At 60.3% G+C, this 13,470-nt stretch carries 7 protein-coding genes; 3 read left to right on the top strand and 4 right to left on the bottom strand.

All coding sequences use genetic code 11. The features are described from left to right. Nucleotides 1-27: 27 nt before the first annotated feature. Nucleotides 28-2,460, top strand: a complete 2,433-nt coding sequence (locus EC9_RS24480) for an alpha/beta hydrolase family protein (RefSeq protein ID WP_145348625.1) — start codon at nucleotides 28-30, stop codon at nucleotides 2,458-2,460. Here EC9_RS24480 and EC9_RS24485 read toward each other — a convergent pair. Beyond that, nucleotides 2,457-4,145 carry a serine/threonine protein kinase gene (locus EC9_RS24485; RefSeq protein ID WP_246105859.1) on the bottom strand — a complete coding sequence of 563 codons (1,689 nt, stop codon included), beginning with the start codon at nucleotides 4,143-4,145 and terminating at the stop codon, nucleotides 2,457-2,459. The two genes, EC9_RS24480 and EC9_RS24485, sit on opposite strands and share 4 nt — an antisense overlap. A 257-nt stretch (nucleotides 4,146-4,402) precedes the next feature. Here EC9_RS24485 and EC9_RS24490 point away from each other — a divergent pair, with 257 nt between their 5' ends. Continuing rightward, entirely contained in the window at nucleotides 4,403-8,626 is a 4,224-nt protein-coding gene (locus tag EC9_RS24490; RefSeq protein WP_145348627.1) for a serine/threonine-protein kinase, read from the top strand. 293 nt (nucleotides 8,627-8,919) lie between these two features. After that, nucleotides 8,920-10,239: an OmpP1/FadL family transporter gene (locus EC9_RS24495; protein WP_145348628.1), complete on the top strand. Its 1,320-nt coding sequence runs from the start codon at nucleotides 8,920-8,922 to the stop codon at nucleotides 10,237-10,239. Between the two features lie 96 nt (nucleotides 10,240-10,335). On the opposite strand, the gene EC9_RS24500 is transcribed toward EC9_RS24495, so the two are convergent. The 3 genes from EC9_RS24500 to EC9_RS24510 form a co-directional block, all read right to left on the bottom strand. After that, complete coding sequence (locus EC9_RS24500) at nucleotides 10,336-11,235, bottom strand: hypothetical protein (protein WP_145348629.1); 900 nt, start codon at nucleotides 11,233-11,235, stop codon at nucleotides 10,336-10,338. Between the two features lie 125 nt (nucleotides 11,236-11,360). Then, a complete protein-coding gene (locus EC9_RS24505) occupies nucleotides 11,361-12,320 on the bottom strand; it encodes an ATP-binding response regulator (protein ID WP_145348630.1) in 960 nt (319 codons plus the stop codon). An 83-nt stretch (nucleotides 12,321-12,403) separates the two neighbouring features. Then, nucleotides 12,404-13,201, bottom strand: coding sequence for an SDR family NAD(P)-dependent oxidoreductase (locus EC9_RS24510; RefSeq protein WP_145348631.1), 798 nt, complete (start codon nucleotides 13,199-13,201; stop codon nucleotides 12,404-12,406). Nucleotides 13,202-13,470: the final 269 nt, after the last annotated feature.

Here is a 13,470-nt window from a genome sequence, read left to right on the forward strand (position 1 = left end):
CCCTCGACTTACCCACCGGAGTCTCGAATGAAAAGTGTTCCGCCTGCGCTGCTGTTAGTGCTGGGAATTTTCGGTACCGCCACGGCGGACGAATCGATCCAAACGAGGTCTCTCAAGCCGGCGGCTCAAACGCCAACGGCAACCTCCAATCTCCAGTGGTCCAACGATCCGGAGCGGCGTTTGGTGTCGTGGCCCCAAGATCCCGCCGCGGCGATGGTCGCCGGGATCGATCGGTTCCTGTTGCACCAGCTCGATGCGGCGGCCCAGTCGCGGCCACAACACTGGCGAGATGCCGATTCGGTCGCCAAAAACGTTCGCTTTCTGAGCCAGCAACTGGGACTGGAACCGCAGCGTTACCCAAGCGACCTGCAATGGGATTCCCCGCCGCAACTTCGCAGCGACCGCTTCGAAGTCCATGCCGTCCGCTGGCCCGTCCTCTCTCATCCCGCCCCTCCCAGTGTCGTCGAACCGGGCACGCCCGCCGGCTTGCAACTGCAACCATCGCTGTGGGGCGAAGGCCTGCTGTGGCTGCCTCGCCAAGCCAACGGATCGTCCGTCGTGATGCTCTCCCACGATGGCGAACCGTCGCTTTGGTCCGATCCGATTGCCGTCGACCAACGCGTCCGATGCGAGGCGCTCGCCGCCCAGGGCTTCACCGTTTTGGAAGTTGCCACGACCGGACACGACCGGATCCAGCATGGCGGAGCCAAATTGCCACGGCGAGAATTCCTTAATCGAACCGCCTTTGAACTAGGGCGAACCTTGGTCGGCTACGAAATTCAAACCGTCCAATCGGCGATCGATTGGCTGGCTCAACAGCCTGCGGCAACCGAAGTCGCCGACGCCAAAATCACCCTCGCCGGCTGGGGCGAAGGGGGCCGAACAGCGCTGCTTTGCGGAGTGCTGGAACCGCGGATCGACCTGACGATCGTCGCCGGTTACTTTGGACCGCGCGACCTCGTCTGGCAAGAGCCAGCCGACCGCAACGTCTTCGGTCTGCAGAACCGATTCGCCGACGCGGAACTCGCCGTCGCGATCGCGCCGCGAAAACTTGTCGTCCAAACCGAGCCCCGCTTCACGCTCGAAGAATCGGGGGATGCCGGCGCCGCGCCCGCCCAATGGCAATCGCCCAGCCGCGAAGAAGCGCAGCGGGAGTTCGACCGGATCGCAAGCGTGCTCGCGGGGATCGGCCAACCAGCGGGGACGCCGCCACACGCCAAACTGATCTCCGACGAAACGTCCGATCTACTGAACGACATCATCTGCCCATCACTAAAACTGCCGGTCCCGCCAGCGGTCGCGGTGAAGTACGCAAAGACCGAGGCCAACGGAACGGAGGCTTCCGATGATCGAACAGCGATCGATCGGCGAGCTCGACGACTGGCGATGATCGATCGCTACAACCAAGAGTTGCTGGAAGAGAGCGAATACGAGCGCGGCAAGTTCATGAACCTGGGACACTCGCGCACGATCGCCAACAACGCTCACAACAAACTCGATACGTCCTCCCCCGCCGCTTACGAAAAATCGGTGGAGCGGTTCCGCCAGATCTTTCGCCAAGAAGTCGTCGGTTGGTACGACCAGCCGCGATTGGCGGCCAACGCCCGATCGATGCCAACCCACCAAGGCGAAGGCTGGACGGGGCACGACGTCGTCTTGGATGTCTTCCCCGATGTCTTTGCGTACGGCGTGCTGCTAGTCCCCGACAACATCCCCGCGGGAGAGCAGCGTCCGGTCGTCGTCTGCCAACATGGACTGGAAGGGCAACCGCGTGACACCTTTGCCGACAACCATCGCGCCTATCACGACTATGCGGCCAAACTGGCCGAGGCGGGCTACATCGTCTTCGCGCCACAGAACCCTTACAAAGGCAAAGACGCGTTCCGCACGCTGCAACGTAAATCGTACCCCGTCGGCAAGACGCTGTTTTCGATCATCGCGTCGCAGCACCAACAGTTACTCGACTGGTTGAAAACGATCCCCAGCGTCGATCCCCAGCGGATCGCGTTTTACGGTTTGTCATACGGGGGCAAATCGGCGATGCGATTGCCTGCCTTGCTGCCCGATTATTGCCTGTCGATCTGTAGCGCCGACTTCAACGACTGGATCTGGAAAAACGCCTCGACCCGAGCCCGATACAGCTACATCGGCACCGGGGAATACGAGATCTATGAGTTTGGTCTGGGGAAGACCTTCAACTATGCAGAGATGGCGGCACTGATCGCGCCGCGGCCGTTCATGGTCGAACGAGGGCATTACGATGGCGTAGGGCCGGACGATCGCGTGGCGAAGGAGTTTGCCAAAGCGAGATTCCTGTACGCGGCGCGGTTGAAGATGCCCGAGCGATGCGAGATCGAATGGTTCGACGGACCGCACATGATCAACGCCGTCGGCAGCTTTGAATTCCTCGATCGCCATCTGCGAAGCGGCGGCGACACACCGCAGCCGTCGGAAAATTAACTCGGCTCGTGACCACGCGCCGCCGCATTGAGACGCTCGTTGCGGCGGCGCTGACGATAGTACTTCAGCCCCGGAAAGAAGAACGATCCGGCGGCGACGACGCCGAAGATCAGATGGGCTTGCGCTGGCCAAACCGCCATCGCCACAGCCGACAACAAGAGCGCGGCGACTTGGATGTAGAACGCACCGCTCAACATCGCCGCTTTGACGACAAAGACCATCGCCGCGATCACGCCCACCAACGGCGTCAGGCTCAGCACCGGCAGCCCCAAACTGGCCTCCATCGGAAACAACGCCGCGATCCCCAACATGCTGGCGCCCCAGACGTGCGCGATCTGCCGCTCGACAAAGGTCACCGGCCCCATCCGTCGTCGCAAGACCCAGAAGACGGTCGCCCAAGCGACCCAGCCAACGGTCCAGAGCGAGGCGAAGGCGAGATGGTTCGTGATCCCATAGGCTTGCAATCTCCACGTAAACGCACACGCGACAAACAGCACCAGACTGTGCCACATCCACAACACGCCCCAATTCTCTAGCACCGCCGCGTGATGCGTTTCGCGAAGCGCCCGGGCGACGACCTGAGCGAACCTTCCGCTCCGCGCGGCCACCGGTTCGCTGTTCAGGAAGGCATCGAGATCGTCGGCCAATTCCGCGGCGGTGGCATACCGTAAATCCGCTGGTTTCTGGAGGCATTTGATCACGATCATCTCCAAATCGCGATCGATCCCCTGACGCAAAGCGCGTGGTGGCAACGGCTCCTGCTCCAACACCATCATCACCATCTCGACAACCGAATCGGAAACCAATGGCGGCCGGCCGACCAACGCGTGATACAGCACGCAGCCCAGGCTGTAGACATCGCTTGCCGGTCCGATCAATCCTCGTCGGCCGGCGGCCTGTTCGGGCGACATATAACAGGGCGTCCCGATCACCGCCCCGCTGCGGGTGACATGGGTCTCATCGGCAATCTGTTTTGCCAAACCGAAATCGGTGACCAGCGGTCGCCCATGAGAATCGATCAATATGTTCGACGGTTTGAGATCGCGATGCAGAACGCCTCGAGAATGGGCGAACTCGACAGCTCGGGCCACCTGGCTAACGATCCGCGCCGCCTCGCGCTGCGGCAGCAAGCCGTCCTGGATCCGATCGGCCAGCGTCGGACCAGGAACATATTGCATACTGAAAAAAGAACGCCCCTCAAACTCGGCGACGTCGAATACCGGGACGATCCCCGGATGCTCCAACTTGGCCGCCGAGATCGCTTCGGAATCGAAACGAGCTTGATCGCTGTCGCTAGCCAAACGCCCCTGAGCCATCATTTTGACAGCAACTTCGCGGCCCAGGCTGATCTGCCGAGCCCGATAGACGACTCCCATCCCGCCGCGGCCAATCTCCTGCAGCAATTCATAATCGCCAACACGCTGGGGCAATTGAAACATCCGATCGTTGATCTCTGCGGTCTTCGCGCCGCCGTCGATCTCGTCCTGGTACGTCTCGCCCACGGCACCTGCGACGACAACGGCCCCCCAAAGATTCCGTAGATCGTCGGACAATCCAGGATGCTGGCGGCAAACCTGTTCCAAATCGACCGGCACGTTGCGAGCTACGCGGTCGGCCAGATCGGACAACAGCTCAGCCAGCTGCTGATCGCTATCGATATCGTTGTCGCCAGTCGGCTCTGTCACCTGTGGTCTCCTGAACGACCCATTTGAACGATTTAAAACGCGCATCCCGCACATCCCCATTATCAGGAAACATTCAACGCCAGTCGAGCGTCCGCAGGAGCTGCACTTATCCGCTACTAGCAGCCAGGCATGCCGGAACCTAAAATGGCGGCAACACCCTTTGCGGTTGCGTCTCGCCCTGCTGGGGGGGGTGACGTTTGGAGGTAAGGAACGCGATTGTGAGTCTTGGACACAGAACCCAACAAGCGCAAAACGCATTGACGACCCTTCTGACCCGGGTGGATGTCGAAGGGGGAACCAATGCCAATCTCCCGGTCATCAGTCCTTCAAATGACGCGATTTCCCAGGTTCTAAGCGAGTTTCGGAACGAAACCGATGAAGAGCAGCTGGATCTTCTGACCGATCTGATCATCCAAGACATGAAGCTTGGTTGGCGGAGCGGTTGTTGCAAGGAACTGGAATCCTATCTGAGCCGATGGCCCCAGCTGGTCGATCGCCCGTTTGCGATCCGGCGGATGTTAGCGGCTGAGATCACGTTTCGGGCGGCGTTTGCCCGGCCGATCCCCCAGCAACTGATCGACCAACGTTTTCCCGATTTTGCGATCTCGAGCGAAGAATACGAGTCGCTATGCGAAACCGGGGTCCAGTTGGGGGCGGAGGAGAGCTATCAAGGAACCGGCCGTTTTTTCCTGCTCCGCGAGATCGGATCCGGTGGGATGGGAGTCGTCTACATGGCGTTCGACCGCCAACGCTCCCAACGCGTCGCCTTAAAGGTATTGCCGACGACGAGCAGTCGATCGCTGCAATATTTCAAACGAGAATTCCGATCGCTATCGGATCTGGTCCACCCTAATCTCGTCGTGTTGTATGAACTGTTTGTCGAAGCGAACAGCTGGTTCTACACGATGGAATTGATCGATGGCCGCGATCTGTGGAAACATCTGGGGGCGTCGAATTTCATCCCACTGGACGGGGCGCTGATCTCCACCGATTCGTTGAACCAAACCAAGTCGGAGATCAGCAGTGTGCAAGCTGCCGACCCGCGCCTTCATCCGCTGCCGGGCAGCCATTCGGTCGCCAGCCATTCCGCCACCCAACGCGTGCCGCTGGACTACGGTATGCTGCGTCAATTGTTCGCGCAGATCGCCGATGGGGTCGGGGTGCTGCATGCATCGCGCAAACTGCACCGCGACTTGAAGCCATCGAATATCGTCGTTCGCAAGGATGGCAGCCTGGTGATCGTCGACTTTGGTCTGGCGATTCCGTTGGACGATGCCGACGACAGCTCCCAACGTCCGCGGATCGCGTCGGACAATGAAATCACCGACATGCACGCCGCCGGGACGGTCCCCTACATGTCGCCCGAACAGACGCGAGGCGAAAAGCTAACGCCGGCAAGCGATTGGTTTTCGGTCGGGGTGATGTTGTGCGAAGCCTTGGCGGGGCAGCCGCTGTTTCGGGGAGCGCGCGGATTGATTCTGCAGCAGAAGCGAGAAAACTACACGACCCCCGAGATCCATTTCCCCGACGACGTCCCCGACGATCTGAAGCAACTGGGACTCGGGCTGCTCAGCGGCGATCCGGCAGCGCGGCCGACGGGCAGCGTGATCGGGAAGGTCTTGGGAGCGGCCACGGGACAAGCGACGGACAACAAACGATTCGATCCACCCGAGCCGACGGGACAGCTCCCTTTTGTTGGCCGAACCAGCGACCTGGAAAAACTGACCGACGGCCTTGCCAAAATGCTGCAAGGAAAAAATGTGATCGCCCACGTCCAGGGCAATTCAGGATCGGGAAAGAGTCGCTTGATCGATCACTTCCTCGAACACAACCGCTTGGGGGCCGAAGCCTGCATCCTCAGCGGTCGGTGTTACGAAGGTGAATCGGTCCCCTACAAAGCGATCGATGCACTCGTCGACGCATTGTGCCGGTATCTGCTCCGGTTGACCGAAGATCAGGTTGCGTCGATGCTGCCCCGAAACATCGCCTCGCTCTGCCGCATCTTCCCGACGCTGAATCGGGTGGAGGCGATCGCGCGATCACCGCGGCACGACAGCCGCCAACGAGAGGCCCAGGAGCAGCGCCGGATCGCGTTTGAGGCGCTGCGGGATCTGTTGCATGCCATCGGACAACGATCTCCATTGATATTGCACGTCGACGATATGCAGTGGGGCGACATCGACAGCGCGGCGAGTCTGTCGGAGCTGGTCTCGGGTCCCAACCCGCCGCGGCTGATGTTGCTGCTGAGTTATCGCAGCGAAAATGCCGAGAACAATCCGTGCTTGCAGACGCTGCGCGACGTGGGCGATGCCGATCGGATCACGCTGCATGTCGGCGCTCTTGCGATCGAAGAAGCGCGGCAACTGGCGCTGGAGTTGCTGCCGGCGGGGATTCCTGATGCCGAAGCGATTGCCGATGGAATCGTCCGCGAATCGCAAGGCATTCCGTTCTTCATCTCGGAATTGACGCACAGCCACCACGGCGACAGCGCGCCCGTCGCTGCCGATCTGGACGAGGTCCTGTACCAGCGGATCGGTCGGCTGCCCCAACAGGCGCAAAAACTCTTGGAAGTGATCTCGGTCGCCGCCCAGCCGATCCGAACCCGCGTTGCACTGCAGTCGTCCGATATGGACAGTTCCCAGGAGAGTCTGCTGGGGCTGCTGCGGACCGAGCGATTGATCCGCACGACCGGACGCGATATCGGTGACGACGTCTGCACCTACCACGATCGCATTCGAGAGACGGTCGTCGGGCGTCTATCGAGCGGAGGGCGCGTCGGCCATCACGTGCGATTGGCTCAGGCCTTGCAACAGGAGACCGATTCCGACCCCGAACAGATCGGCGTTCACTTTGAATCGGCGGGAGAGCATGCCCAGGCGGGGATCTACTACTGCACGGCGGCCGATCTGGCGGCCGACAAGCTGGCGTTCAACCGCGCCGTGCGGCTGTACCAATCGAGCCTGTCGCTGCAACAGCTCTCGCCAGCCGCAGCGCGCCAGCTGGGGACTCGTTTAGCCGACGCGCTGGCCAACGCGGGGCGTGGCAGCGAAGCGGCCCAACAGTACCAAGCGGCGATCGATCCGACCGACGCGGACGCCGCCTTGCAGCTGGAACGCAAAGCGGCCTACCAATATTGCATCAGCGGACACATCCCCGAAGGCCGCGCGGCGCTCGCCCGCGTTCTGCAGCACAGCGGAATGCGGCTTTCGAAATCGCCGCGTCGGGCGCTACTGTCGATGCTCGGCCAGCAAGCGATGCTGCGGCTGCGCGGTCTGAAATTCCGAACCCGCAACGAGGATCAAGTCGATCCGGCCGACCTCACGCGGATCGACGTCGCCTGGGCCGCGTCGGCCGGCCTGAGCATGTTTGATGTCGTCGAAGGGGCCAGCTTTCAAACGCGAAACCTGCGGATGGCGCTGCGGGTTGGCGAGCCGACTCGCCTGGCCCGCGCGCTGGCATGGGAAGCAGCACACACCTCCAACGCTGGAGGCCACACACAAGGTCGCGTCAACAAACTGTTAGGACTTTCCAAAGACCTAGCTGCCGGAACCGACGATCCCTACGTGCATGTGATCACAGCCCTTTCCGATGGCGTCCAACATTGGACCAACGGACGCTGGCAAAATTCCCTCGACGCATTGATCGATGCCGAACATCGGCTGCGGAACCAGTGCGCCGGCGTCGCCTGGGAACTGGACACAGCCCACACCTTCATCCTCTGGGGACTCTTCTACCTGGGGCAGATGGATGAATTCAGCACCCGTTCCGAAGCCTGGATGACCCAGGCCAAGCAGCGCGGAGACCTGTACGCCGAAACGACCCACGGTTCGTTCAGCGTGCCGATTGCAAAATTGGTGCATGACGATCCAGCGGCCGGGCGGATTGCGATCAACGATGCGCTAAACAAATGGACCTACCCGGGATTCCATGTTCAGCACAGTATCGCCCTGATGGCCAACACCTACATCGATCTCTACTGCGGAAACGGCGTCGATGCATGGAACCGCTACGAACAGCAATGGCCTCTGCTAAAGGCGTCCAACCTGCTGCATGTGCAAACCATCCGGATGTTCAACCTGCATCTGCGAAGTCGCGCGGCGCTGGCTGCGGTCGCCCAATCGGGCAACCACATCTCCGGACGCGACGCCAACGCGATGCTGGCTCGGGTGGAACGCGACGCGCGATCGATCCTCCATTCGAAGATGGCCTACTGTATCCCCCACGGAAAACATCTGTTGGCGGGAGTCGCCGCGGCGCGGGGCAACCGCGAGACGGCGACCGGATTGTTGGAACAAGCCGAACAAGGCTATCTGGCTGTCGACATGCAGATCTTCGCCGCCGCCATGCGTTGGCGACGCGGGCAGCTGATAGGCGGCGATCAAGGCGATGAACTGATCCGCAGCGGGCAGCAAGCGATGCTGGCGCAAAAGGTTCAAAACCCCACAGCCCTATGCGACGCTTTTGCCGTCAGGCTGGTCTAGCTGGGGCTGGTCCTCCACCCCCAATGCCTCCCATAGCAACGCCACAAATCGCATGATCCAGACGCCCACCACCTCTGGAACAAACGCCCCCCCCAACACTGCGACTTCCCTAGTAATTGCACCACCCAGAATGGCAATCTGTTCCGGTTGTACGATCCTCCCCCCCGAAAAACAGGGCGTTTCGCTGCCATCGCCCCTATAGCAATCACCGAAACAAACGTTGCAACCGAAACAACCAGAGGAAGGGTGAGGCGTGCCCCCCCGTAGTGAGCGTTTTTCATTTTGAGTGCTGCATGAAAACTCTAATCATCCCCCAAATATTCGCCACCACAGTGGCATTTCTAGTCGCGGGTTCACTGTCCGCTCAAGGGATCGTGCTTCCTGGGGCAGGACCAATCAATCGCTCGATGGGGGGCGCGTCGACAGCCGCTCCGATCGACGCCGCCGGAGCGTTGCTCTGGAATCCCGGTTCGATCACCGCTTTGGGCAGTTCGCAGATGATGTTTGGCGCCGAGTTCCTGTACACGCGGACGACGCTCGATTCGTCGCTGCCAGCCGATGCGTTTGGCCCCGCCATCCCCACAGTCCCGATCGGGGGCTCCAGCGACAGTCACTCGGGCGTTCCCGTGCTGCCAACGATTGCGTTGGTCTTCACCGAGCCCGATTCGGATTTTGCCTTTGGCCTGGGCGTCTTTACGATCGGCGGTTTTGGAGTCAATTACTCCGCCAGCGCAACCAATCCGCTGCTGACGCCTCAGCCCCCCAACGGATTTGGAATCGGCAACGCTTACTCGCGACTGAACCTGCTGCAGATCGCCCCCACCGTCGCGGTGCAACTGATCGACGGCCTGTCGGTCGGATTTGCCCCGACCGTCACGATGGGCGACCTGGCCCTGGCACCAGCGCTGTTCGCCGCACCCGACAATGCTGATGGCGGCCTGCCGACCTATTCCGACGCCCAGAACGGACGCTGGCGATACGCGCTCGGCTTCCAAGTTGGCGTCTATCTGGAAACAATGTCGGGCTGGAACTTTGGCGCTTCGTTCAAGAGCAAGCAATGGTTTGAAGAGTTTGAATTCCAATCGGCCGGAGAGACCGGGGCACCACGGACACTCACCGCCAATCCGGAATATCCGATGATCATCAGCCTCGGCACATCGTTTACCGGATTTGAAGGTTGGGTCAGCGCGGTCGACGTCCGCTACATCGACTACGCCAACGCATCGGTCTTCGGCGACGATGCGGCATTCCAAGCTGACGGCTCGGTGCCGGGACTGGGTTGGGATAGCACCGTCGGGGTCGCCTTGGGCCTGCAACGCGAGTTCCAAAACGGCGTCAGCTTGCGGGCCGGTTACGACTTTGGCCAGTCGCCGATCTCCAACGACAAGACCGGGTTCAACGTCCTGTCGTCGGCGCTTTGGAATCACGCAGTCACCACCGGAGCGACGCTGCCGGTGAACCACGCGTTATCGATGTCGCTGGCCTATGTTCACGTCTTCGAGGCTTCCAGCAACGGAGCGATCCAAACGCCCGCGGGCCCGATTCCGGGTTCATCGGTCGAGATCACCCAGGTCAGCGATACGCTGTCGATGGGCTTTGACGTGAAATTCTAACCGACTGCCGTAACGCGGCACCCAACGTCGAGCTAGCTTGCGACGAACGAAATGCCATTCCAACGGGCGTGGCAGCGCGATCTGGCGCCAGCCCGCTCAGGGACGACGCGGGACGAACCTTTCCGCTTTCACACGAATCGCCATCTGCTGCCGCTCGTGCAGCTCAATGACGATGTCGCTGCCCAGCACATTCGCCGTCACCGTCCCCTTCGCCGAAAACCACTCGTGCGCGGTGGTTACACGCTCGCTGCGCGTATCAAAGACGATCTGTCCGTCGGCTCGTTCGGCGACAAATTTGGCGTCGCGAACTTGCAACGCCGTCGCCGGCTTTGCGTCCTTCGCGTCGTTGCCGGGTGGTAGATATTGCAACTGACGAACAAAACCGAAGCCCTGCAACTTCCCTCTTCGCTTGCCACGTTGGAAGCGCGTATCGCCATACCAACTGCCTAAGCTTCCCCAATCGTGCCGCGTCGGTTGGTCGAATGGCTTGGCCCCAGGAGAATCCTTGGGGGGCTGGAAAAGTGTCAACAGAGCCAACTCTTTCCATCCATCTTCATCGATCACGTTGGAAACCAACATTCCCGTGACGTCCTCCGCGGCGACGTTCACAGGATCCTGCCTGTTAACATATCCCGTGAATTGAAAGATCGAGCCGTCGGCCGCCACACGATACTTCAACTGACGTCCCTTCAGTTGTGCAAGGGCGTCGGCAAAAACCGTTTGCGACAACGGGTCAGCCGCAATCAGTGTTGCATCGCGGATCTCTTGCACGACCGACTGATTCCCTGCCGCGTCGGGTTCATACAACTGGAACCAGGAAACGATTTGATAGTGCAGTTGCTGGGAGAGCTCGATTCCCTGCATCCGAAACTGCGGCTGCCGCTGAACCTCCAACTCTTGATAAAACGCTTCGTGCGGTTCGCCTTCGCTTTCCTCTGCCGCGGCGGCCAGGCATCCAATCGACAGAACGAACAACGTGGTAAACAAGCGAAACATCGCGCGGTCCCAACAGAGAAAAGAGAAGGCCCCGCCCCCAAGTCTATCCGATCGCCTGCCCGTTTCGTTAGCGAAAACTGCGTCCGCGTCGCAGCACCGACGCCTCGAAGCGAGTCCCAAGTCGATCAGTCGTCGTCGCTCGAATCGCAGCAATCGTCGTCGTCATCATCGTCGTCGACCGCATCGGGATCGACGCGCAGCTTGACCATCGTGATTTGATTCCCCGCATCGTTGTGCTGGACCTCGTCCATAAACGATCGGATCAAAAGCAGACCGCGACCGCTGACCGCTTCCCAATTCTCCGGATCGGTCGGATCGGGCAAGCTGTTGACATCAAACCCTGGGCCTTGATCGGTGATCACAAAAACCGCCTGTTCGGGGTTTGCGGTCAGCGAGACATTGACGCGTCGCGATGCGTATTGTTCGTCCTTCAGACGGGCTTGAATCAGATCGATGTATGCCTGCCCGCAGCTCTCATCGCGAAGCGAACTGGGAACCTCTAGGTTGCCGTGAATCATGGCGTTGCGAAGCGCCTCATCGAGCGCGATCCCGATGTGCATTCGCGTCGCTTCGGTGACGATCCCCAGTTCGACCAACGGCGCTTCCAGTCGGGCCAGGATCTGCGACAGCAGCGTATCGTCGTTGTTTAACTCCAATTCGATCGCGACGGTGCGAATATATTTGGCAAACGACAATCGCTGGCGCTCGGAATCGGCGACCGAAATCGTCCGTTCGATCGTGTCGGCAAGATCTTTCGCCAAATTGCGTTTGGGGACATAACTGGCCGCTCCGGCCTGCAACGCTTCGACCGCCAATTCTTCGCTGCCGCGCGAGGTCGTTAGCACGACGGGCAACTGCGGCGACTCCATGTTCAGCATCATCACCAGATCGAGTCCCGACATGCCGGGCATCTCGAGATCGGTGACGACCAGATCGGGATTGTGTTCGCGAGCGACCGAGAGAGCCTGTTCGCCATCGTCCGCTGTCAACGTTCGATAGCCCGCCTTTTCCAGCAGCATCCGCATCTGAGCCAACTGGGTCGCGCTGTCGTCAACGACCAAAATCAGGCGAGGTTCATCGGACATAGAGTCTGCTGTTGTCGAGGGTTTACGAAAAGGGAACCGACAGTGTCACGATCGTCGAACGACGCCGACACTGCAAGTTTTGATTAGACGGCCTGCGGCTTTTCATCGATGCGGAACATGTCCCGCCACGGCAACTGAATGCCGCCATCGATTGTCAGCGTACTGCCGGTGATGTATTCGCTGGCCGGATCGCTCAAGAAGACGATCCCACGACCGATCTCTTGCGGCTGTCCCAAACGGCCCCATGGCAATTCAGCCCCCTTTTCCTGCAGCGTCTGTTCGCTGAAGAACTTCCGCTCCCCGGGTGTGTCGATCCAGCCGGGATGCAGCAGGTTGACGCGGATCCGATGTTGAGCCAGTTCGACAGCAGCGGTTCGCGCCATCTGATCGATCGCCGCCTTGGCCATATTATATGCCATCGCACCAGGCATCGCTTGTACAGCATGCGGAGAACTGACGACCACCACGCTCCCTTGAATCCCGGCGTCGATCATCTTTCGACTGGCAGACCGCAATAGATAGAAGGGGCCCCACATCGTGACGTCGATCGTGCGGCGGAAACCGTCGAGATCGGCGCGATAAAAGAGCTCTCGATCGCTGTAAGCTGCGTTGGAAACGACGATATCCAACCCGCCCAACGCTTCCCACGCCTGGTCGACCAACCGTTCTGCTTCGTCCTGAACGCCCGTGTCGGCTTGAACGCTTACCGCACGCACGCCCAGCGCGCGGCACTGCTCGCAAACCCCTTCGGCTTCCTCGGCGTCATCCAAGTAATTGATCGCGACATCCGCCCCAGCACGCGCCAATTCGATCGCCGCCGCGGCACCAATTCCGCGCCCCGCTCCGCTGACCAACGCACGCTTGCCTGACAATTTACTCAACGCTGCTTCCCTTAATGGATCGATGGAGATCGTTTTTCCCGCGGTCCGTCGCGACGCAAAACATCCCGCCGACGAACACTGCGCCTGATTGAAATCATGTCGAATGGAATGGCTCGTGAAAAGTGATCTACCCGTTCAGTGACCCTGAATCCTCTAAAAGACTCCATAATTCCAATCCTATTATGCCCCAATTGGCTACGCTGTGAAGCATTGGGCGGCGGAACTGGCCAAGAGTTTCGGAGGGATTGGCCGTGTGGATCGAAAGTCTT

It is taken from the genome of Rosistilla ulvae, from assembly GCF_007741475.1.
GTDB lineage: Bacteria > Planctomycetota > Planctomycetia > Pirellulales > Pirellulaceae > Rosistilla > Rosistilla ulvae.